The organism is Streptomyces sp. NPDC039736, assembly GCF_055596485.1.
This window is the reverse complement of record NZ_JBVIUQ010000003.1, coordinates 88,440-108,945: the sequence shown is the minus strand read 5'-3', so window position 1 is coordinate 108,945 and position 20,506 is coordinate 88,440. Positions and strand designations below refer to the sequence as shown.

Annotated in this window: 20 protein-coding genes; 9 read left to right on the top strand and 11 right to left on the bottom strand. The window is 73.3% G+C overall.

Annotated elements, in window-relative coordinates; translation table 11 throughout:
• Positions 1–4 precede the first annotated feature (4 nt).
• Positions 5–382 (top strand): STAS domain-containing protein, encoded by a 378-nt coding sequence (locus ACZ56L_RS09895; protein ID WP_471062967.1) that lies wholly within the window; start codon positions 5–7, stop codon positions 380–382.
• A 66-nt stretch (positions 383–448) separates the two neighbouring features.
• Here the strand turns inward: ACZ56L_RS09895 and ACZ56L_RS09890 are convergent, their stop codons facing one another.
• From ACZ56L_RS09890 to ACZ56L_RS09880, 3 genes are all read right to left on the bottom strand, one after another.
• Positions 449–1,147: a response regulator transcription factor gene (locus tag ACZ56L_RS09890; protein WP_345219346.1), complete on the bottom strand. Its 699-nt coding sequence runs from the start codon at positions 1,145–1,147 to the stop codon at positions 449–451.
• A gap of 16 nt (positions 1,148–1,163) precedes the next feature.
• Positions 1,164–2,345, bottom strand: coding sequence for a sensor histidine kinase (locus ACZ56L_RS09885; RefSeq protein WP_345219347.1), 1,182 nt, complete (start codon positions 2,343–2,345; stop codon positions 1,164–1,166).
• A 331-nt stretch (positions 2,346–2,676) separates the two neighbouring features.
• A complete protein-coding gene (locus ACZ56L_RS09880; RefSeq protein ID WP_471062964.1) occupies positions 2,677–4,020 on the bottom strand; it encodes an MFS transporter in 1,344 nt (447 codons plus the stop codon).
• Positions 4,021–4,252: 232 nt separating this feature from the next.
• Between ACZ56L_RS09880 and ACZ56L_RS09875 the strand changes: the two genes are divergently transcribed.
• Entirely contained in the window at positions 4,253–4,834 is a 582-nt protein-coding gene (locus ACZ56L_RS09875; protein ID WP_471062962.1) for a Type-2Aa cytolytic delta-endotoxin, read from the top strand.
• Between the two features lie 252 nt (positions 4,835–5,086).
• On the opposite strand, the gene ACZ56L_RS09870 is transcribed toward ACZ56L_RS09875, so the two are convergent.
• Positions 5,087–5,878 (bottom strand): hypothetical protein, encoded by a 792-nt coding sequence (locus tag ACZ56L_RS09870; RefSeq protein ID WP_471062960.1) that lies wholly within the window; start codon positions 5,876–5,878, stop codon positions 5,087–5,089.
• 307 nt (positions 5,879–6,185) lie between these two features.
• Between ACZ56L_RS09870 and dnaN the strand changes: the two genes are divergently transcribed.
• Positions 6,186–7,349, top strand: coding sequence for a DNA polymerase III subunit beta (gene dnaN / locus ACZ56L_RS09865; protein ID WP_471062958.1), 1,164 nt, complete (start codon positions 6,186–6,188; stop codon positions 7,347–7,349).
• A 32-nt stretch (positions 7,350–7,381) separates the two neighbouring features.
• Here dnaN and ACZ56L_RS09860 read toward each other — a convergent pair whose 3' ends face one another.
• Both ACZ56L_RS09860 and ACZ56L_RS09855 read right to left on the bottom strand, forming a co-directional pair.
• Entirely contained in the window at positions 7,382–8,047 is a 666-nt protein-coding gene (locus ACZ56L_RS09860) for a matrixin family metalloprotease (RefSeq protein ID WP_401762617.1), read from the bottom strand.
• Positions 8,048–8,191: 144 nt separating this feature from the next.
• On the bottom strand, positions 8,192–9,250 hold the full coding sequence (locus ACZ56L_RS09855) for an endonuclease/exonuclease/phosphatase family protein (protein WP_471062956.1): 1,059 nt from the start codon (positions 9,248–9,250) through the stop codon (positions 8,192–8,194).
• Between the two features lie 222 nt (positions 9,251–9,472).
• Here ACZ56L_RS09855 and ACZ56L_RS09850 point away from each other — a divergent pair, with 222 nt between their 5' ends.
• Positions 9,473–10,549: a sensor histidine kinase gene (locus ACZ56L_RS09850; protein WP_471062954.1), complete on the top strand. Its 1,077-nt coding sequence runs from the start codon at positions 9,473–9,475 to the stop codon at positions 10,547–10,549.
• A gap of 25 nt (positions 10,550–10,574) precedes the next feature.
• Here ACZ56L_RS09850 and ACZ56L_RS09845 read toward each other — a convergent pair whose 3' ends face one another.
• From ACZ56L_RS09845 to ACZ56L_RS09835, 3 genes are all read right to left on the bottom strand, one after another.
• Positions 10,575–11,777, bottom strand: a complete 1,203-nt coding sequence (locus tag ACZ56L_RS09845; RefSeq protein ID WP_471062952.1) for a D-alanyl-D-alanine carboxypeptidase family protein — start codon at positions 11,775–11,777, stop codon at positions 10,575–10,577.
• A gap of 241 nt (positions 11,778–12,018) precedes the next feature.
• Complete coding sequence (locus tag ACZ56L_RS09840; protein WP_345219355.1) at positions 12,019–13,473, bottom strand: glyceraldehyde-3-phosphate dehydrogenase; 1,455 nt, start codon at positions 13,471–13,473, stop codon at positions 12,019–12,021.
• Between the two features lie 177 nt (positions 13,474–13,650).
• The gene (locus ACZ56L_RS09835) at positions 13,651–13,776 is read right to left on the bottom strand and encodes a hypothetical protein (protein ID WP_345219356.1); all 126 of its coding nucleotides are present in this window, start codon (positions 13,774–13,776) and stop codon (positions 13,651–13,653) included.
• On the opposite strand from ACZ56L_RS09835, the gene ACZ56L_RS09830 reads away from it, so the two are divergent.
• The 5 genes from ACZ56L_RS09830 to ACZ56L_RS09810 all read left to right on the top strand — a co-directional run bounded on the left by ACZ56L_RS09830 (position 13,775) and on the right by ACZ56L_RS09810 (position 17,696).
• On the top strand, positions 13,775–14,119 hold the full coding sequence (locus ACZ56L_RS09830) for a hypothetical protein (RefSeq protein WP_471062949.1): 345 nt from the start codon (positions 13,775–13,777) through the stop codon (positions 14,117–14,119). The two genes, ACZ56L_RS09835 and ACZ56L_RS09830, sit on opposite strands and share 2 nt — an antisense overlap.
• Before the next feature lie 198 nt (positions 14,120–14,317).
• Positions 14,318–15,085 (top strand): spermidine synthase family protein, encoded by a 768-nt coding sequence (locus tag ACZ56L_RS09825; RefSeq protein ID WP_468685221.1) that lies wholly within the window; start codon positions 14,318–14,320, stop codon positions 15,083–15,085.
• A gap of 75 nt (positions 15,086–15,160) precedes the next feature.
• The gene (locus tag ACZ56L_RS09820; RefSeq protein ID WP_401762599.1) at positions 15,161–16,003 is read left to right on the top strand and encodes an alpha/beta fold hydrolase; all 843 of its coding nucleotides are present in this window, start codon (positions 15,161–15,163) and stop codon (positions 16,001–16,003) included.
• Positions 16,003–17,310, top strand: a complete 1,308-nt coding sequence (locus ACZ56L_RS09815; protein WP_471062946.1) for a PP2C family protein-serine/threonine phosphatase — start codon at positions 16,003–16,005, stop codon at positions 17,308–17,310. The genes ACZ56L_RS09820 and ACZ56L_RS09815 overlap by 1 nt, the downstream gene beginning before the upstream one ends.
• The gene (locus tag ACZ56L_RS09810) at positions 17,307–17,696 is read left to right on the top strand and encodes an STAS domain-containing protein (protein WP_345219361.1); all 390 of its coding nucleotides are present in this window, start codon (positions 17,307–17,309) and stop codon (positions 17,694–17,696) included. The genes ACZ56L_RS09815 and ACZ56L_RS09810 overlap by 4 nt, the downstream gene beginning before the upstream one ends.
• A 35-nt stretch (positions 17,697–17,731) precedes the next feature.
• Here the strand turns inward: ACZ56L_RS09810 and ACZ56L_RS09805 are convergent, their stop codons facing one another.
• Positions 17,732–18,277 (bottom strand): GNAT family N-acetyltransferase, encoded by a 546-nt coding sequence (locus tag ACZ56L_RS09805; protein WP_401762590.1) that lies wholly within the window; start codon positions 18,275–18,277, stop codon positions 17,732–17,734.
• Between the two features lie 95 nt (positions 18,278–18,372).
• Positions 18,373–20,469 carry an MMPL family transporter gene (locus ACZ56L_RS09800; protein WP_471062943.1) on the bottom strand — a complete coding sequence of 699 codons (2,097 nt, stop codon included), beginning with the start codon at positions 20,467–20,469 and terminating at the stop codon, positions 18,373–18,375.
• Between the last annotated feature and the right edge of the window lie 37 nt (positions 20,470–20,506).

Here is a 20,506-nt window from a genome sequence, read left to right as displayed (position 1 = left end):
CCGCATGACGACGACGCCCTCGCACTCGATCCGCCCGAATCCGCTGCGCCTCACCACCGGCCCCGAAGACGAGCGCACGCTCCACCTCGCCCTGCGCGGCGACCTGGACTACGACCACGCCGACCTGCTCCTGGACGTCGTCCGCGAGGAGCTGGCCGGGCGTCCCGGGCTGCGCGTGCTCCGGCTGGACTGCGCCGAACTGGCCGCCGTCGACTCGATGGGCCTGTCGGTGCTGCTCATGGTCCACCGCGTCACCACGGCCGCCGGCATCGGGCTGCACCTCGACCACCGCGCGCCCGCGCTGGAGCGGCTGCTCCAGATCACCGGCACGCGGGACCACCTCACCGGTCACGGCGCGGAACCGATATCCGAGTCCTCATGACGTCGTAGCCGTCCGGGAGCCGTCCGGAAGTCCGGTCCCCGAGCCGGCCCGACGCCGTCCGCGGCCTCACGCCCCGCCCGGCCGCACCAGCCCCGTCTCGTACGCCATCACCACCACCTGCGCCCGGCTGGCCAGGTTCAGCTTGGTCATCGCCCGGTTGAGGTGCGTCTTGACCGTCGCCCCGCTGATGAAGAGCAGCTCGGCGATGTCCGCGTTCGACAGCCCGCGCGCCGCCATCCGCAATACCTCCACCTCGCGCCCCGTCAGCTGCTCCAGGTCCGGCGGCAGTTGCGCCGGCAGGTCCGGGGGGTCGCCGTCCTGCGCCCGTACCGCGAAGGACTCCACCAGCCGCCGGGTGACGCTCGGCGCGAACAGCGAGTCCCCGCCGCGCACCGCCTGGATCGCCGCCAGCAGCCGCTCGGGCCCCGAGTCCTTCAGCAGGAAGCCCGAAGCCCCCGCGCGCAGCGCGCCGTACACGTACTCGTCGAGATCGAACGTCGTCAGCACAAGGACGCGCGGCGGCGGGTCCTCGGCCGCCGCGAGGATCTTGCCGGTGGCCACGATGCCGCTCATGCCGGGCATCCGGATGTCCATCAGGACGACGTCAGGGCGCAGCGCGGCCGCCAGTTCGACGGCCTCGGCCCCGTCGGCGGCCTCGCCGACCACCTCGAAACCGGGGGCCGCGCGCAGCAGCCCCACCAGGCCGGCCCGGATCAGGAACTGGTCGTCGACGACCAGGACTCTCACCGCCTCCTGGGCGTTCATCGGGCCCGCCGTCCGTTCATCGCTCGCGGTCGTCCTCCGGTCGTACGGTCCGGGGCGAGGTCGGCAGGTCGAGGCGGACCTCGTAACCGCCTGCGCCGCCGCGCGGGCCGATGCTGATCGTTCCGCCGTAGAGCTTGGCCCGCTCCCGCATCCCGATCAACCCATGACCGGTTCCCCCCACAACCTTGGCCGGAATCACCCCCTCTCCCGCGCCGGGCTCCGCGTTCACGACCAGCACCGTCACCTGCTGCGGCCCGTACCGCAGTTCCACGAGGGTGGGCGCACCGGGCGCGTGTTTCAGTACGTTCGTGAGCGCCTCCTGCACCACCCGGTACGCACACAGCCCCACCCCGGGGGCGAGCGGACGCTCGGTGCCGCTGACCCGCAGTTCCACCGGCACGCCCCCGGCCCGTACCCGCTCGACCATCTCCGCGAGCCGGGCCAGGCCCGGCATGGGGGCGTCCGGCGGGTTCTCGCCGTCCCGGTCGTCGGGCGCGCGCAGCAGACGCAGCATCCGGCGCATCTCCTCCAGCGCCTCCGCGCTGGTGTCGGCGATGGTGCCCAGGGCCGCCCGCGCGGTCGGCGGGTCGGACGCGAAGACGAACTGGGCGAGCCCCGACTGCACGGATATCACCGACATGTGGTGGGCGACGACGTCGTGCAGCTCCCGGGCGATCCGGCCGCGTTCCTCGTAGACCTCCCGGCGGGCCCGCTCCTCCTGCTCCTCGCGCAGTCTGCGGGCCAGCTTCGCCGACCTGCGCGCCACCACCCCGAACCGCCACAGCGCCGCCGGCCACACGATCGCCTGCGCCACGACGGCGGCCATCGAGGAGCGCGGATCGAGCAGGCCCGCGTACACCCACACCGCACCCATCAGCACCGTGCAGGCCACGGAGGTCCGCAGCGGGCGCAGGGAGGCGACGGTGTAGACGGCGAGCATGGGGCTGAAACTGCCCGCGACGGGCCAGTACCCGGCGGTGATGTAGACGATCCACGCCGTGTGCACGAGCAGGCAGACCGCGACCGGCGCACAGGCGCGGAAGGCGGTCGGCAGGTTCACCAGGCCCAGCAGCACGTACCCGGCGAGATCGAGCGCGGGCCGCCCCTGCGTGACGGACTCCTGCCCGAGCAGCACGGCCACGGTGGTCTGCGCGAGGGCCAGCAGGAGATCGGCGCGAGGAGGGCGGAACCGGAGCATCGTCGCAGCGTAATCCCGCAGGTCCGGGCGCACGTCAACCGGGCGGCATACCACGGAAGTTGCAGAGGCGGCCGAAACTGCCACGCTGGGTGGAGAGGAGATCAACCCCTGGTGGGACGCACCGAGGGCTTACCGTCCGTAACTTCTTCCCCAGCGGTACGCCCCGGCCGGACGCGACGCGGGCGGCGTATCCGACGGGGCCGCGACGGTCCGTCCTCACCATCGGGGGAGGGGGCGGGCCGCCGTCGCTCGTTCCCCGCGCCGTCGCTCGTTCCCCGGTGCCTTCCCGAAGACCTTCCCGCCCGGTGACCAGGCCATCGGCCCGGCCCTGCTAGGCGTGCGCCAGCTCCCGGCCCTTCGTCTCCGGGGCCGCCACCGCCATCCACCCCATCGCCAGCAGCACCGCCACGGTGAGGACCCCGAACGTCCACGGCAGCCCGAGCACCGGCCACAGCACCGTCCCGAAGAGCAGCGGCGCGAACCCGGTCAGCGAGCGGCTCACCGAGGAGGCCCAGCCGAAGCCGGTGGCCCGCAGCGCGGTCGGGTACAGCTCGGACGCGTACGCGTACAGCGCCGGAATCGCCAACTGGATCAGGAAGCCGAAGGCGCCGATCGCCACCAGCGGCGCGGTCTCCCGCTCCCGTACGAGCGCGAACACCACCAGCGCCGCGGTCGCCAGCGGCGCGCTCACCCCGATCAGCCATTTCCGCCCGACGACGTCCACCAGCGCGGTCGACACGAGCACGCCCAGGATCCCGAGCCCGGCCATCAGCGTCGTACCGGTGAAGGCGGCGGTGTCGGCCTGGCCCTCCGCCTTCAGGATGGACGGCATCCAGCTCAGCGCCGCGTAGTAGACCAGCAGGACCGTCGCGAACATCAGCCACACCGCCGAGGTGACGCGCGGGCTGAACGACCAGATCAGCCGGAGCTGTTCGGCCGCCGCCGCGACGCCGCGGGTGCGCGGAGCGGCGGGCGGTCGTGGAATTCCGTACGGTTCGACAGGTGCGCCGGTGCGGGCCACCAGGTCGTCGATGACGGAGCGCGCCTCCGCCTCGCGGCCCTTGCCCGAGAGGTAGACGGGCGACTCGGGGACGCCGCGCCGCACCCAGAACAGCAGCAGCGCGGGCAGCGTCATGGTGAAGAGCATCCAGCGCCAGTTGCCGTCCAGCGGCAGCATCGCCGTCGAGACGAGCCCGCACAGGGTCACCCCGATCGGCCACCACAGGTCCAGCGCGGTGAGGATCCGCCCCCGGTACTTGCGCGGTGAGAACTCGCTGACCAGCGCGTAGTCGACCGGGATGCAGCCGCCCAGGCCGATCCCGGCGAGGAAGCGCAGCACCAGGAAGACCCAGTACGACGGCGAGAGCGCGCCCAGGACCGAGAACACCGCGAAGATCAGCAGCGTGACGCCGAACGCCTTCTTGCGGCCGATCCGGTCGGCCACCGAACCCCAGGCGACCGCGCCGACCGCCATCCCGACGAGGTTCGCGGTGGCCACCAGCCCGCGCTCGGCGACGCTCAGGCCGAACTCCTTGCCGACCAGGGGCATCAGGAAGCCGTTGAGGGCGATGTCGTAGGCGTCGAAGAGGTAGCCGAGGCCGCCGATCACGAAGATCTTCCCCTGGACACCCCACTTCCAGGGGAGTTCCTGGACGATGTGATCGCCTGTCTTCACTGCGTGCTCCAGAGGGGCGGCGGGGCGGGGGAAGGGGCTGATCATAGAGCGCTTCCGCGCACGGCCCGCGCACCGGTGACCGCGCCGCCCCGGCCCGGCGGCCTCCCCGCCTGCCGGACGGCCGGAAGCCGCCCGGCATACTGGCCCGGCTCCTGACCGCCGGGGAAGCCCCCGCGGTCCCCGTACAGGAGATCCCCGCACCAGAGACATCGCACAAGGAGAAACCACGAGGATGACCGCAACCTTCAAGACCGTCACGGACGTGGACCCCCAACACCTGGGCCAGGCGCGGGCGATGGACCGGCTCTTCCAGGCCGCCATCGCGCCCGCGACCGTCAACTTCGACTTCGGCCACATCCGGGAGGCCGCCGCCGCGATCCCCGACAGCTCGATCGTGAAGCTGGTACGGGGCTGGGGCCTCCAGGAGACCGCGCCCGTCGCCGTGATGGCGCTCTCCCTCAAGGAGGCCGTACGGCAGGCACTTCCGCCCGAGTTCGCCGACGCGGCGTTCTGGCCCACCGTCGAACGGGAGCTGGAGGCCGCCTTCACGGGCCTCGCCGACCAGGAGGGGGCGCAGGGCCTGGCCTACTACGAGGAGGCCCCCGGCCGCACCAGCTACTACCGTGACCTCTTCTTCGCCCTCCAGGGCGGGCAGGACCTCTACGGCATCGCCTTCTGCATCGACGTCACGGTCGGCCTCGACAAGGCGGCCGCGGGGGCCCTCGCCCTGACCGACGTCGCCCCGTACCGCATCCGCCTGAACGCCATCGTGGTCCGCCAGGCGCTGCGCACCGCGGCCCCGGCCGCCGCCTGACCCCTGCACCGGCCCCTGTACTGACTGACCCCTGTACCCGCCTTGGTTTCGGCCCGCCGTCCCGGGCCGCCGCCCCGCCTGCGCTCCCGCCCCGTGAAACCGCTCCGAACGACCCGTCGGCCCCGCTGCGGCACGCCGCGCGGCATCCGGTCGCCCGCGAAGCCCGTTCCGTGCGCGGCACCGTGACGGCATCGACGGGCCCGGGGGTTCCTGGAACGCCCCGGGCCCGTCAATGCCGTGCACACCGTGTGCCTACGAGGCCGCCGCCCCGCCCTTCTGCTGCTTCTGCGGGTCCACGACCTCGCCCGCCGGCGGGGCCTTCGCGTCCACCGGCTTGCCGTAGTCCGTGAAGGTCGTCGTGACCGGAGCCTTCCCGCCCTTCTGCTCGACCTTCAGGATGTACGGCTCGTCCTCCGCCGCCACGTACATCGTGATCGTCTCGCCCTGGGCGGTCTTCTTCTGGAGCACCGCGGCCTTTTTGCCGTCGACCTGGGTGTCCTCGGCGCGGGTCATGCCCTTGCGCTCGGACTTGTCCCGGTCGAAGAGGGCGATCACCGCGTCCTTGTCGCAGCCGGCCTGCGCGGCCTTCGCGTCGGCCGGGGGCAGCTTCACCCACTTGTCCTTGAAGGCGGCCGTCGCCTTCTGCCCCTTGGCGCCCGTGCCCTGCTGCTTGAGGAGGGCCTCCCAGTACTGCTGGTTGGCCTTGAGGTAGGTGACGGAGTCGACCCGGCGCATCTCCGCCTTGGCCTCCTGCTGGGTGTTGGTGCCCGAACAGTTGCCCTTGGTGTCGACGACGTAGTCCGACGCCGCCGACTGGCCGTTCGCGGCGGCCTCCGTCCTGATCCGTACGGAATCCGCCTGCTTCGTCGCCGTGACCGACTTGTCGGCGATCTGGTCGGGGGACTGCCCCTCGAAGGTCTTCTTCTCGGCGGCCTTCTTGTCCGGCGAACCCGACGAGCCGGGCGCGTCGGCCTTGCCGCACCCCGAGACCCCCACGGCCAGAGCCGCGCATGCCACCGCCGACACCATGAACTTCGCCTTCACGGCAAACCCCTCCACATATGAAATGAGATCGACAATCCCCCCACTGAACTCCCCTGGGGGAGAGGGAAGTTCGGTGTGCACCGCGAGTACCCGGGTTCGCTGGAGTAAACCCACGGATGGGTTTTTGCGGGGCAGAGGGTGGAGGGGAGGTGAAGCGTGTGACCGCCGTGTCGGGGTGGCGCGGCGGGGCACGGGCCGCCCGCTCCCGCCCCGGTCCGGTCGCGGAAAAGCCTGGTCGGAGGGCGTTGTCAGTGGCGGCGTCTAGCGTGCGTGCATCAACTGGCGCACAGCGGTGGGGAGAAGATCGATGGAGTTCCGGATCGAGAGAGGCGTGCTGGTCGACGCGGTCACGGCGGCGGCCAGGTCCTTGCCCGCCCGCTCGCCGGTGCCCGTGCTGGGCGGCCTGCTGCTGACCGCGGGGGAGGGGCTGCTGCGCATCTCGGGCTTCGACTACGAGGTGGCGGCGACCGTCGAGGTACCGGCCGAGACGGTGACGCCCGGGCAGGTCCTGGTGCTGGGGCGCAGGCTGCTGGACGTCTGCAAGGTGCTGCCCGAGACGGCGGTGAGCTGCGCGCTGGAGGGCGCGCGGTTCACCGTCGAGGGCGGCGGGACGCGCTTCGGGCTCTCCACCCTGCCGAGGGAGGAGTACCCGGCGCTGCCCCAGCTCCCCGAACCGCGCGGGGTGGTGGACGCCGGTGCGTTCGCGGAGGCGGTCGCCCAGGTCGTGATCGCGGCGGGACGCGACGAATCGCTGCCGGTTCTCACCGGGGTGGGCCTGCGGCTGGACGGCCCCGGGCTGACGCTGACCGCCTCGGACCGCTACCGCTACGCCGTGCGGACGCTGGAGTGGAAGCCCGACGCGGGCGACGCCGGGGAGAAGGCCGGGGAGAAGGGGGAGGCGGTGGAGGTGGTGGTCCCCGGCCGTCGGCTCGCCGACATCGCCCGCGCCCTGGCCGGGTCCGGCCTCGTCCGGGTCGGGCTCAGCGGCCCGGGCGGCACCGGTGGCGGACTGGTCTCCTTCGAGGGCGCCGGGATACGCACGACCGTGCGGCTGCTGGACGGCCGGCTGCCGCGTTACGACAAGCTGTTCGCCCTGAAGGACCCGGCCGTCGCGGTGGTCCCGCGCGCCCTGCTCGCCGACGCGGTACGCCGGGTCGCCGTCGTGGCGGAGCCGAACAGCCCGGTCCGCCTCGACTTCTCCGCCCGGGGCACCGTCCTGCTCCAGGCCGGTTACGAGGACGACGTCGCGGCCCAGGAGGTCGCCGCCGACCTGACCGGCGCCCAGGACGTGGCCGTCGCCTTCAACCCGGCCTACCTCGCGGACGCCCTGGGCTCCTTCACCGCCCCGCAGGTGCGCTTCGAACTGCTCGGCCCCGGCCAGCGGGCCCTGCTCAGCGGCATACCGGCGCAGGACGACACCGCGTCCGGGGACCACCGTCACCTGCTCATGTCCGTACGGCAGCTGAGCTGAACCGTGCCGGGCCGCCCCGCTGGGGCGGGGGCCTACCGGGTGCGCGGGCGACGCTCGTACAGGGCGCGCACCGCCCGTACGTCGTCCCGGCCCAGGAAGTGGCGGCCCGTCACGTCGGCCTGCATGACGGACCGCGGGTCGTCGCTGTGCCCGAGGCCGATGCTGTGCCCGAGCTCGTGCAGTGCCGACTGGTAGAGGTCCTGCCCCCGGCTGCCCGAAGCCTGCGGGAGCGCGCGGCGCCGGGCGGGCGGGGTGAGGTCCCAGTTCTCCTCGTCGTCGAAGTACAGGTCCCCGTACGGCGGGAAGAACGCGTAGGCCACCACGCCCCCCGGCCCGTCGAACGGCGACCTGAAGGAGGCGTCGTGCGGCGTGGCGATCCGGTCGGCGCGGGTCACGAAGCGGATCTCGATGTCCGCGTGCCCGCCGCCGACCTTCCGGAAGCGGATCTTCCGGCTGGCCTTGGACCACTCGTTCATCGCCCGGCCCACCAGCCGCTCCACCTGGCGCTGCTTGCCCCGCAGCGACTCCCGCTGGCTGTACTCGACGATCCGCCAGGTGATGTCGGGGTCCCGCCAGGCGGGACCCACCACGTCGTACGAGGCAGCGGGCGGGGCGGCCGCGGTGAGCAGCGCGGCGGTGAGCGCGGTGGAGACGGCGGCGGGGAGCAGGACCCTGCGGGATCGGGGAGCGCGGGACATCGGACCTCCGGTCGGGAGCGTGGCATCCGGGCTGAGCTGCGGACCTTCCCGCTCCCGGCGGAAGTCAAAGCGCCCGGCCGGGCCCGTCGCTCCGATGGCCCAGACGCGCCACCCCGTCACCGCACACGGCCGGCCGCCCGGGGGTCACCAGCGCAGCTCGGCGGCGACCGGAAGGTGGTCGCTGCCCGTCGCCGCCAGCACCCGGGCCCGCGACGGCTGCACGCCCCGCACCAGGATCTGGTCGATCCGCGCCACCGGGAACGACGCGGGCCAGGTGAAGCCGAAGCCGTCGCCCGCCTCCTCCTGCGCCGGGCGCAGCCGCGAGGTGATGCCGCTCAGCGCCCGGTCGTCCACCGTGCCGTTGAGGTCGCCCAGCAGCACCACCCGCTCGCCGCGTTCCGCGGCGAGCGCCTCGCCGAGTGCCTCGGCGTTCCGGTTGCGCGCGTCCGTCCAGAACCCCGTCCGGGGGGTGACCCGCACCGACCCCAGATGGGCGACGTACACCGCCAGCGGCCCGCGATCGGTGGTGACGGTGGCGCGCAGGGCCCGGTTGTGGGGCAGCCTGGCCGACTCCGGTTTGGCGTCGCCCAGCGGCCCGGCGTCCACCGCGGTGTCCACGGGCCGCACGTCCGACAGCGGCAGCCTGCTCCACAGCCCGACCGTGCCGAGGACGGTGTGGTGCGGGTAGGTCCCGGCGAGTTCCCTCTCGTACGTTCCTCTGGCCTGCGCCGTGATCTCCTCCAGGGCCAGGACGTCCGCGCCGGAGGCCGCGAGGGCGCGGGCGGTGCCGGCCGGGTCCGGGTTCGCCGCGCCGACGTTGTGACTGGCCACCGTCAGCGTGCCGGCCGGGCCCGACTTGTCGACGAGCAGCCCGCCGAAGAGGCTCAGCCACACCGTGACCGGCAGCAGCAGGGCGACCAGCGCGGTGGCCGAGCGGCGCAGGACCGCGAGGACCAGCAGCACCGCGACGACCGCGCCCCACCACGGCAGGAAGCTCTCCACCAGGCTGCCCAGGCCCCCGACGTCGGGTATCCACGCGTGCAGCGCCATCAGCGCCCCGGCCGCCAGGGCCAGGACCGCGAGCACCCGGCCGCGCCGCCGGGGACCGGCGGCGGCGTCCCGCACCGGAGCGGCGGCGGGGTCGGTGGCGGTGGTGGGGGACGCGGCGGAGGCCGGTTCCGTCAAGGGCGGGGTGAGCTTCATGCCGACAGTCCACCCGGCGCCGTGTCGCCGGTGCGTATCGGGTTTTCGATATGCGCCCGATAGGCGGCGGCTCGTAGCCTCGAAGACTCGTGGGCTCGCGGCCTCATAGCCTCCTCGTGGCCTCGTGGCCTCGTGGCCTCGTGGCCTCATGGTTCGTGGCCTGCGAGCTTCGTCGTCCGGGTCCAGGAGGGCTCCGGGCACCCGACCCGAGGGAAGTGGACCGTGGACCGGCGGCCCGGCATGAGCGCGCGCCTCAAACTCACCCTCAGCTACGCCGGATTCCTCATGCTCGCCGGCGGCCTGCTGCTGGCCGCCATGGGGCTGGTCCTCCTGCGCAAGGGATGGCTGCAGACCAACGCGGCGGGGGCCTGGACGGCCACCCCGGGCACCGACTTCCTCCAGGGATTCGCCCCGACGGCGGCGGCCGTCATGGTGTTCCTCCTGGTCTTCGGCCTGCTGGGCGGCTGGTTCCTCGCCGGCCGGATGCTCGCCCCGCTGCACCGCATCGCCGACGCCGCCCGCACGGTGAGCACCGGATCGCTCTCCCACCGCATCCGGATGCCGGGCCGCAGGGACGAGTTCCGCGAACTCGCCGACGCCTTCGACGGCATGCTGGAGCGCCTTGAGGCGCACGTCGCCGAGCAGCGCCGGTTCGCCGCCAACGCCTCGCACGAGCTGCGCACCCCGCTGGCGATCTCCCGGACGCTCCTGGACGTGGCCCGCTCCGACCCGCACTGCGACACCGGCGAGGTCATCGGCCGCCTGCACGCCGTGAACACCCGGGCGATCGACCTCACCGAGGCGCTGCTCCTGCTCAGCCGCGCCGAGCAGCGGTCGTTCGTACGGGAGGAGGTCGATCTGTCGCTCCTGGCGGAGGAGGCCGCCGAAACGCTCCTGCCGCTCGCCGAGGAACACCGCGTCGGCGTGACGACGGACGGCGAGATCGCCCTCGCGAACGGCTCGCCCGCACTGCTGCTGCAACTGACCGTGAACCTCGTGCAGAACGCGATCGTGCACAACCTGCCCGCCGGGGGCACGGTCCGCGTCCGCACCGAGGTCCGCCCCCGCACCGTGCTGCTCACGGTCGAGAACACCGGGCAGCGGGTCAGCCCGCGGCTGGTCCCGCTGCTCACCGAACCGTTCCAGCGCGGCACCGAGCGCGTACGCGGCGACCACGCGGGCGTCGGGCTCGGACTCGCGATCGTCAAGACCATCGCCCGGGTGCACGACGGGACGCTCACCCTCGCGGCGCGCGAGGACGGGGGCCTGCGCGTCACGGTGGAACTGCCCGCGGCGTGACCCGCGGCCCGCGGGGCGGAACGTGTTACTCCGCGCTCTCCCCGGCCCGCCGCCGCTTCAGCGCGAACGCGATCGCGCCGCCCGCGACCACCACGACCGCCCCGAGGCCCGTCCAGCCCAGCGCGCCCATCGACCCGTCGGCCGCGTCGCCCGGGGTCTTCACCCCCGCGGCGGTCCCCGCCGACGAGGAGTCGGCGGCGGCCGGGGAGTTCTGGTCGAGGCTGCCGATCGGCTTGGTGCGTCCGACCGCCTGGAAACCCCAGTCGAGGAGCTTCGCCATCTCGACGTACACCTCGTCGCGCTTCTTCGTCTGCGGGTTCATCACCGTCACCAGCAGCGTCCGGCCGTCGCGGGTGGCCGCCTCGGCGAGGGTGTTGCCCGCGTGCGAGGTGTAGCCGTTCTTGCCGCCGATCAGACCGGGGTACTTCGGCACGCCGCCGATGCCCGACAGCATCCGGTTGGTGTTGGAGATCGCGAACGGCTTGCCCTTGGTGGAGGGGCCGCCGGGGAACTTCGCCTCGGCCGTCGAGCAGAACTCCTTGAAGTCCGCGTTCTTCAGGCCCGCGCGGAGGAACAGCGACAGGTCGTACGCCGACGAGACCTGGCCCGGCGCGTCATAGCCGTCGGGGCTGCGCACATGGGTGTCCTTCGCGCCCAGCGCGTCCGCCCGCTTCTGCATGTCGGCGACCGTCTTGTCGACGCCGCCGTTCATCGCGGCGAGCACGTGCACGGCGTCGTTGCCCGAGCGCAGGAACACGCCCCGCCACAGGTCGTCCGTCGTGTACCGCTGGCCCGGCAGGATGCCGACCGCGCTGCTGCCCGAGCCGATGCCGCGCAGTTCGGCGTCGGTGACCGTGTGGCTGAGCCCGTGCGGGACGACCGGCAGCACGGTGTCCGCGAAGAGCATCTTCAGGGTGCTCGCGGGCGGCAGCGGCCAGTGCGCGTTCGACGCGGCGAGCACGTCGCCGCTGTCGGCGTCCGAGACGATCCACGACAGCGAGGACAGGTCCTTCGGCAGCGCGGGCGCGCCCGCGCCGGCCTGCGGCCCCGGCAGGGCGAGGGCGGCGCCGCCGACGGAGGACATCTGCGCCGGCGGGGTCTGCGGCTTGTCGCCCCTCGCCGCCGCGGGCTGCGCCACCGCGGGGGCAGCCACGGCGAGGGCGGCGACCGCGCCTGCGGCCAGGGTGACGAAACCGCGCCTGTACTGCGGGAAGAGGGAGGAACGCATCGCCCGAACGTATCGCAACCGGACACGCCCGCAGGGCCGGAGGAGCCCGGCGCGGAAGTGGAATTTCCCACGGCCCGCAAGGGGAACGCGCGGGCCGCGTATCCCGTCCCCGGTGACCGCCCCGGCCGCCCCGGCAGGGTCTTTGCCGGAGGCGGGCGGAGAGCGCGGGCACGGGCGACGGCGAAGGGGCGGAACCCGGTCGGATTCCGCCCCCGTCACCGCACCCGCGCCGCCCCGGCCGTCAGGCCACCGGCGCCGGGTACGTCGGGTACTCGACGCCCGAGACGTGCTGGACGACCCGGATGACCTGGCAGGAGTAGCCGAACTCGTTGTCGTACCAGAGGTAGAGGATCGCGTCGTCGCCCTCGACCTTCAGCGCACCCGCGTCGATGATCGACGAGTGGCGCGAGCCGACGAAGTCGCTGGAGACGGCGTCCGGCGCGCTGATGAAGTCGATCTGGCGCTTCAGCGGCGAGTTCAGCGACACGTCGCGCAGGTGGTCCAGGACCTCCTCGCGGGTGGTCTCGCGCGCCAGGCGCAGGTTGAGGATGGCGATCGAGACGTTCGGAACCGGAACCCGGATCGAGCTGCCGGTGATCCGGGCCTTCAGGTCCGGCAGCGCCTTCGCGACGGCGGACGCGGCGCCCGTCTCCGTGATGACCATGTTCAGCGGCGCGGAACGGCCGCGGCGGTCGGAGCCGTGGTAGTTGTCCAGCAGGTTCTGGTCGTTGGTGAAGGAGTGGACGGTCTCGACGTGACCGCGCAGCACGCCGTACTCGTCGGCCATCGCCTTCAGCGGCGGCACGATCGCGTTCGTGGTGCAGGACGCGCAGGAGATGATCGCGTCGTCCGGCTTGATCGTGTCGTGGTTGACGCCGTGCACGATGTTCGGGACGTCGCCCTTGCCGGGAGCGGTCAGGACGACCTTGGAGATGCCCGGACGCAGGTGGTGGGAGAGGCCCTCGCGGTCCCGCCAGCGGCCCGTGTTGTCGATCAGGATGGCGTCCTTGATGCCGTACTCCGTGTAGTCGACGAGCGTCGGGTCGTCGGAGTAGATCATCTTGATGACGTTGCCGTTGGCGATGATCGTGTCGTTGTCCTCGTCGACGGTGATCGTGCCCTGGAACTGGCCGTGGATGGAGTCGCGGCGCAGCAGCGAGGCGCGCTTCACCAGGTCCTGGCCCTTGCCCTTGCGGACGACGATGGCGCGCAGCCGCAGCCCGTTGCCGGAACCGGCCTTCTCGATGAGCAGGCGGGCCAGCAGCCGCCCGATGCGTCCGAAGCCGTAGAGCACGACGTCGCGGGACTCGCGGCGCTCGATCTTGTTGGCGCCGGTGGCTCCGGCGACGGCCCCGGCGGTGAACTCCTCGATCGACAGGCCGCGGTCGTCGGCGCGGTACATCTCGGCGAGGAGGCCGATGTCGATCTGCGAGGGACCCAGGTCGAGGGTGGTCAGCGCCTGGAGGAAGGGGAGGGTCTCGGTGATCGAGAGCTCCTCGCCGGCTATCTGGCGGGCGAAGCGGTGGGTCTTGAGGATGCTCACCACCGACTTGTTCACCAGGGACCGGCTGTGGATCAGGACCGTGACGTCACGCTCCCGGTGCAGCTTCCCGATCACGGGGATCATCGACTCCGCGATTTCCTCGCGGTGCTTCCAGAGGGTGAACGAGTCGGCGTTGACGTCGTTGGCAGTCACAGGCTTCTTCTCTTTCGAGCTAGGCGGTGCTCATATGCTAACCCTCCGGCTTTTTGGATCATCCACGAGGTGCCTGGTGGGGGACCGGCGAGACCGCGTCGGCCGCTGCGGGGGCGTCCCACGGAAGCGTCCTTCGCCTCCGGGGCCCCGCAGGTCAGGGGCTGGGACGTCCCACGGTCACGTCACTTCGCGGCGAAACCTGGCCAGTTGGGGCGCCGCCCCGGAAGCCTGGTGGGCGGAGCGGGACGGCAGCACCACCCGCCGCTCCGCCACGATTCCGTACGAGGAAGGGAACCCCACCATGTCCAGCACCCCGCGCAAGCGCCTCGCCGTCGCCACCGCAGCCGTCGCCCTCGGCGGCGGGCTCGTCCTCCCCGCGACCGCGACCGCGACCGCCGCGCCCGCCGCACCGGCCGGCCGGTCCGCGGCCGACGTGCGCGTCCAGGGCACGGCCCCCGCCTGCGTCACCCGGGACGTCATCAAGCAGAAGAAGCAGGTGACCGTCCGCAACAACTGCGGCAAGACCATGCACGTGAAGCTCGTCATCAACAACGGCCCCGACGGCGCCTGCTGGACCTACCAGCACGGTGAGGGCAGCGTCTGGACGTGGAAGGTCGGCTCGTACGGCAAGATCGTCACCTGCTGAGCGGCCCCTGACGGCCTCCGCGTCACGCCCGCGAGCGGTCACCGGTCCGGTGGCCGCTTCCGGCGTGCGCCCCGGGCCCGGCTCCGCACCCCGAGGACCCGGGCGGCCGCCGGTCCGGACAGCCGTGGAACTCCCGCCCGGCACGCGTCGTTGTCCTGCCGAGCGACCGGAACCGCCGGTCGCGGAAGGGAACCCGCCATGCAGGCCACCGCCCCCGGCCGCCCCGCCGAACCCGTGCAACTCGACCGCCGCCAGGGGCCGTACGGCGAAGTCGTGCTGCGGCGGCGCGGGGACGCGTACGAGATCATCGCCAACGGGTGTTTCCTGATGGACACTTCGGACGGCCGCTCCGAGAGGCTCCTCGTCGACGCGGCGTACGCGGCCCTGCACCCCGCACCGGGCGCGCCCCGCCCCTCCGTGCTCATCGGCGGTCTCGGCGTCGGTTTCTCCCTCGCCCACGCGGCGGCGCAGGACCGCTGGGGCCGCGTCGTGGTCGTGGAGCGTGAGCGGGCCATCGTCGACTGGCACCGCGAGGGGCCCCTCGGCGCCGTCACCGCCGCCGCCCTGGCCGACCCCCGGGTCGAGATCGTGCTCGCCGACCTGATCGCCCACCTGCGCGACGCGGACCCGGCGGGCGCCCCCGACGGCTCTGCGGCGGACACGTACGACGCCCTGTGCCTGGACATCGACAACGGCCCCGACTGGACCGTCACCGACGACAACCGCAACCTGTACACCCCCGCCGGCCTCGCCGCCTGCCTGCGGCGCCTCAACCCGGGCGGCGTGCTCGCGGTGTGGTCCGCGCAGCCCTCGACGGCGTTCGAGGACGCGCTGCGAAAGGCGGGTTTCACGGAGGTGCGGACCGAGGAGGTGCCGGTGGCACGGGGCGTGCCGGACGTGGTGCACCTGGCGCGCAGGCCCTGCCGGGCCCGCGGCGGGCCCCGTGCCCGGTCCGGCGGGGCGTAGCCGTGAACGGCGGCTGCGGCCTCCTGGCGCCGACGCGGTGAGCGGTCGCGGAGGAATGGATGACAGGATGGCCGGATGGATATCCGTCGCAGGAACAACGTTGTCGTGACCGGCCGGGCCGACGGCCCCACCGTAGTGCTCGCGCACGGCTTCGGCTGCGACCAGAACATGTGGCGCTGTGTCGTGCCCGCCCTCGCGGAGCGTCACCGGGTCGTGCTGTTCGACTACGTCGGCTCGGGCAAGGCCGACCCCGCCGCCTGGTCCGAGGCGCGCTACTCCGGCCTGGCGGGGTACGCCCAGGACGTGGTCGAGATCTGCGCGGAGCTGGACCTGGAGGGGGCCGCCTTCGTCGGGCACTCGGTGAGCGCCATGATCGGCGTGCTCGCCGCGCGCAGCGCCCCCGAGCGCATCGGCTCGCTGGTCATGGTCGCGCCGTCCCCCTGCTACATCGACGACGAGGGGTACCGGGGCGGCTTCTCCGCCGAGGACATCGACGAACTCCTGGCCTCCCTGGAGTCCAATTACCTGGGCTGGTCCGGCGCGATGGCCCCCGTCATCATGGGCAACCCCGAGCGCCCCGAGCTCGGCGAGGAGCTCACCAACAGCTTCTGCGCGACCGACCCCGAGATGGCCCGTGTCTTCGCCCGCACCACCTTCCTCACGGATTCCCGGGAGGACCTGAAGGACGTGGCGGTGCCCACCCTCGTCCTGGAGTGCCGCCAGGACGCCATCGCCCCGCGCGAGGTCGGCGCGTACGTCCACGCCGCCGTGCCGGGCTCGGAGCTGGTGACCCTCGACGCCACCGGCCACTGCCCGCAGCTCAGCTCGCCCGAGGTGACCGGTGCGGCGATCCTGGCCTTCCTCGACGGGCTCCGGCCCGCCCCGACCGGCACCCCGCCCGCGGAAGCCCGCCGATGATGAGCCGCACCAGCAGCGAGCCCGGGCCGTTCGAGCCCGGACCGTTCGGAGCCGGAGCCGGAGCCGGAGACGGCGCGGTCACCGACGCCGCGTTCAGCGCCCTCCTGGAGGACAGCGCGGAGGACCTCTACGAGCAGGCGCCGTGCGGTTACGTCTCCACCCTCATGGACGGCACCCTCGCCAAGGCCAACGCCACCCTGCTGGACTGGCTCGGCCTGCGCCGCGAGGACGTCGTGGGCCGGATGCGCTTCAGCGACCTGCTCACCGTCGGCGGCCGGATCTACCACGAGACGCACTTCGCGCCCCTGCTGCGGATGAAGGGCGAGATCAACGGCATAGCCCTGGAGCTGAAGGGCGCCGACGGCGTCCGCATGCCCGTCCTGGTCTCCGCGGTCGTCAAGTACGGCAGCGAGGGCGAGCCCCTGCTGATCCGCGCCACCCTCGCCGACGCCCGCGACCGCCACGCCTACGAGCAGGAGCTGCTGCGCGCCCGGCAGGCCGCCGACGCCGCCCGCCGCGAGGCCGAGGCCGACCGCGTCCGCCTGAAGGACGCGCTGATCGTCCTCCAGCAGAGCCTGCTGCCCGCCGTCCTGCCCTCCGTGCCGGGCCTGGAGTCCGCCTCGTACTACCACACCGCCTCCCCCGACCGGCTCGGCGGCGACTTCTACGACCTGTTCCCCGTCGACGGCGAGCGGTGGGGGTTCTTCCTCGGCGATGTCTGCGGCAAGGGCCCCGAGGCCGCCGCCGTCACCTCGCTCACCCGCTACACGCTGCGCGCCGCCGCCCTGCACGACCCGGACCCGGTCGCCGCCCTGTCCACGCTCAACACCATGCTCCACGAGCGCTACTCCGGCAGCGACCCCCGCTACTGCACCGCCGTCTTCGGCATTCTCCAGCCCGACCCGGAGACGGGCCACGTGACGGTACGGGTGGCCTCCGGCGGGCACCCCCCGGCGCTCGTGCTGCGCGCCGACCGCAGCACGGAGTACCTGGAGACCCCGGGCGGCCTGCTGATCGGCATCCTGGCGGACCCGCCGCTCAGCACGGCCACCACCGTCCTCGCCCCCGGCGACACACTCCTGCTGCACACCGACGGCCTGACCGAGGCCCGCACCGCCGCGCGCGGACGGGGCTCCGAGCGGTACGGCGACGAAGCGCTGCGGGAGTTCGCCGCCAACGCCCCCGACACCTCGCCCGCCTCCCTGGTCACCGCGCTGAGCGGGCTCCTGGAGAGCTTCGGGGACGGCCTCGACGACGACACCGCCCTGCTCGCGCTGGGCGCCCCGGCCATGGAGAAGCCCGAATGACCCCCACGAAAACGCTGACGATCACCGTGCGCCAGGCCGCCACGGGCCCCGTCCTGGAGATCGCCGGCGACCTCGACTACGACACCGCGGGCGACCTGCGCACCCGCCTGGGCACGCTCCCGCTGACGGCGGACGCCCGCCTGGTGATCGACCTGGCGGGCATGGAGTTCTGCGACTCCACCGGCATCACCGCGCTGCTCGCCGCCCGCAACCACGCGCTGGCCGCGGGCGCCGGGATCGCGCTGTCCGCCGTGCCGGAGCACACCTGCCGGGTACTGCACCTGGTCGGCCTCGACCAGGTCTTCGCCCTGTACGCCAGCACGGCCGAGGCCACGTCCACCGACGACCCGGACCGCCGGCCGGACCCGCGGACCCCCACGGGCTGACCCCCGCGGGCCGGGGCCCGGGGGCCGCCGCCCGGTCAGCGGCCCTTCCACTCGTGGGCCAGCAGCGACCACACCTCCATGTCCAGGCGCACTCCCCGGTACTCCGTGTGCTCGCGCAGCGTGCCGTCCAGATGCATCCCCGCGCGCTGCGCGACCGCCCGGCTGCGCACGTTGACCGTGCTGTTCCACCACTCGACCCGGTGCAGCCCGCGCTCCTCGAAGGCGTACGCGAGGAGCTTGTCGACGGCGGCGCCGATCAGGCCCCGCCCCTCGGCCGCCGGCTCCGACCACACGCCGATCTCGGCGGTGCCCAGCGCGGCGTCGAAGTGCACGAACATGACACCGCCCACCAGGGTTCCGTCCAGCCAGATCCCGAAGATCCGTCCGGCGTCGGCCACCTGCTTGTCGGCGTACCGCTGCAAGGTGGCCCGGGCCGACGCCAGGTCGGTGGAGAACGTGGCCCACGGAATCCACGGGTCCACCAGATCGCGGGCGCGGTCCATGTGGGCCAGGAACTCCGGTGCCTGCCAGGGCTCCAGCGGGCGGAGCTCGGCACGGTCGGTCAGGGATACGGCGTACACGGCAGTCCTCGGGGTCCGGGAGCTGGGGCGCCCGCGCGGTGGCGGCGGGCGGCACCACGATACGTAACACTCCCGCCCGGCGCGGCGGGTTCGCGCTACGCCTCCTCCGCCCGGGGTCTGCTCAGCCGGCCCGGCCACCACGCCGTGCGGCCGATGTCCCGCACCAGCGCCGGTACGAGCAGGGACCGTACGACCAGCGTGTCCAGCAGCACGCCGAACGCCACGATGAACGCGATCTGCAGCAGGAAGGCCAGCGGGATCACGCCCAGGGCCGCGAAGGTCGCCGCCAGGACCACGCCCGCCGACGTGATCACTCCGCCGGTCGCGGTGAGGCCGCGCCGGACGCCCTCGCGGACGCCGTGCACGAGGGACTCCTCGCGGACCCGGGACATCAGGAAGATGTTGTAGTCCACGCCGAGCGCGACCAGGAACACGAAGCCGTACAGCGGGACGGAGGAGTCCGTGCCGCTCATGCCGAAGACGTACCGGAACACGAGGGCCGAGACCCCCAGCGTGGCGACGAAGTTGAGCGCGACCGTGGCCACCAGCAGCAGCGGCATCAGCAGCGAGCGCAGCAGCAGGGCCAGGATGACGAGGATGATCGCGAGGACCACCGGCACGATCAGCGCGCGGTCCTGCGCGGCGGTCCGCTGGGTGTCGTACTGCTGCGCGGTGTACCCGCCGACGAGCGAGTCCTGCGCGCCCGGCACCGCCCGTACCCGCTCGCGCAGTTCGGCCACCGTCCGCTTCGCCGCGTCGCTGTCGGCGGCGTCCTCGAGCGTGGCGTCGACGCGCACCCGGCCGTCCACGACGAGCGGCGGGCCCCCGCCCGGGCGGCCCGACGCGGTCACGGCCGTGGCGTCGGCCACCCCCGCGACGTCCTTCGCCTCCTTCACGACGGACTCGGCCACCCGCGCCCCGGTGATGACGACCGCGGGCTGCCCGGAGCCGCCGGGGAAGTGCGCGCCCAGGGTGCGCTGGGCGGCGACCGAGGGCGCGTCATGGACGAAGATCTCGTCGAGCGGCACGCCCCGCGAGGTCAGCATCGGCGAGAACGCGGCACAGGCCAGCAGCCCCGCCAGGCACACGGCCCACACCCGGCGCGGCGCCCGGTCCACGAGCCCGGCCACCCGCTGCCACAGACCCGCGCTGCCGCTCCGCCCGGCCGTGGGCCTCGGCCGGGCGGGCCAGTACGCGGCCCGGCCCAGCAGCGCCAGCGCGGCGGGCAGGAAGGTCAGCGCGCTCAGCACCGCGCACACGATGCCGATCGCCCCGACCGGGCCCAGCGCGCGGTTGTTGGTGAGGTCGCTGAGCAGCAGGGCCAGCAGGCCGAGCGCGACGGTGGCCGCGCTGGCCGTCACCGGTCCCACCGACTGCCGCCAGGCGGCCCGCACGGCGGTGAACCGGTCGGCGCCGCTCGCCAGTTCCTCCCGGAAGCGGGCGCTGAGCAGGAGCGCGTAGTCGGTCGCCGCGCCGATCACCAGGATGGACAGGATGCCCTGCACCTGCCCGTCCACGCGGACCACGTCGTGGTCGGCCAGCACGTACACCACCGCGCTCGCCAGCCCCAGCGCGAACACCGCGCCGATGATGATCACGAAGGGGAGCAGCACGCTGCGGTACACCAGCAGCAGGATCAGCAGGACGGCGGCCAGCGCCACCCCGAGCAGGATTCCGTCGATCCCGGCGAAGGCGTCCTTGAGGTCGGCCTGACTCGCGGCCGGCCCCGCCAGCTCGACCTTGGTGTCCGGCACGTGACCGGCGGCCCGCTTGACGCGGTCGAGTGCCGGGGCGAGCTCGTCGCCGAGGTCGGGACGCAGTTGTACGACGCCTTGGAGCGCCCGCTCGTCCTTCGACGGCAGCGCGGGCGAGGCCCGGCCCGCGATGCCGGGGGAGCCGTTCAGGGAGGCCAGCGCGCGGGTGGCGGCCGCCGCCTGCTTCGCGTCGAAGGGGCCGCCGCCGGGATGGGTCCACACCACGACGAGCGGCAGGGTCTCGTCCTGCCGGAACGCCTTCTGCGCCTCGATGACGCGGGTGGACTCCGCGTTCTGCGGCAGGAACGCCGCCTGGTCGTTGCTGGCGACCTCGCCCAGCTTCCCGGCGTACGGGCCGAGACCGCCGCCGACGCCGAGCCAGGCGACCAGCAGGACGAGCGGAACCAACCAACGGGCATGCCGTGCTGCGCTGGACATCGTGCTCCCGGTGCGAGTGAGGAGGGGGGCGGGCCTT

What these genes read in the sequence shown, in the direction of transcription:
- ACZ56L_RS09895 (WP_471062967.1), top strand. Translation starts at nt 5, where the DNA reads ATGACGACGACGCCCTCGCACTCGATCCGCCCGAATCCGCTGCGCCTC.
- ACZ56L_RS09885 (WP_345219347.1), bottom strand. Translation starts at nt 2,345, where the DNA reads ATGCTCCGGTTCCGCCCTCCTCGCGCCGATCTCCTGCTGGCCCTCGCG.
- ACZ56L_RS09830 (WP_471062949.1), top strand. Translation starts at nt 13,775, where the DNA reads ATGTCCAGCACCCCGCGCAAGCGCCTCGCCGTCGCCACCGCAGCCGTC.
- ACZ56L_RS09890 (WP_345219346.1), bottom strand. Translation starts at nt 1,147, where the DNA reads ATGAACGCCCAGGAGGCGGTGAGAGTCCTGGTCGTCGACGACCAGTTC.
- dnaN (WP_471062958.1), top strand. Translation starts at nt 6,186, where the DNA reads ATGGAGTTCCGGATCGAGAGAGGCGTGCTGGTCGACGCGGTCACGGCG.
- ACZ56L_RS09845 (WP_471062952.1), bottom strand. Translation starts at nt 11,777, where the DNA reads ATGCGTTCCTCCCTCTTCCCGCAGTACAGGCGCGGTTTCGTCACCCTG.
- ACZ56L_RS09820 (WP_401762599.1), top strand. Translation starts at nt 15,161, where the DNA reads ATGGATATCCGTCGCAGGAACAACGTTGTCGTGACCGGCCGGGCCGAC.
- ACZ56L_RS09860 (WP_401762617.1), bottom strand. Translation starts at nt 8,047, where the DNA reads ATGTCCCGCGCTCCCCGATCCCGCAGGGTCCTGCTCCCCGCCGCCGTC.
- ACZ56L_RS09825 (WP_468685221.1), top strand. Translation starts at nt 14,318, where the DNA reads ATGCAGGCCACCGCCCCCGGCCGCCCCGCCGAACCCGTGCAACTCGAC.
- ACZ56L_RS09875 (WP_471062962.1), top strand. Translation starts at nt 4,253, where the DNA reads ATGACCGCAACCTTCAAGACCGTCACGGACGTGGACCCCCAACACCTG.
- ACZ56L_RS09800 (WP_471062943.1), bottom strand. Translation starts at nt 20,469, where the DNA reads ATGTCCAGCGCAGCACGGCATGCCCGTTGGTTGGTTCCGCTCGTCCTG.
- ACZ56L_RS09835 (WP_345219356.1), bottom strand. Translation starts at nt 13,776, where the DNA reads ATGGTGGGGTTCCCTTCCTCGTACGGAATCGTGGCGGAGCGGCGGGTG.
- ACZ56L_RS09810 (WP_345219361.1), top strand. Translation starts at nt 17,307, where the DNA reads ATGACCCCCACGAAAACGCTGACGATCACCGTGCGCCAGGCCGCCACG.
- ACZ56L_RS09815 (WP_471062946.1), top strand. Translation starts at nt 16,003, where the DNA reads ATGAGCCGCACCAGCAGCGAGCCCGGGCCGTTCGAGCCCGGACCGTTC.
- ACZ56L_RS09855 (WP_471062956.1), bottom strand. Translation starts at nt 9,250, where the DNA reads ATGAAGCTCACCCCGCCCTTGACGGAACCGGCCTCCGCCGCGTCCCCC.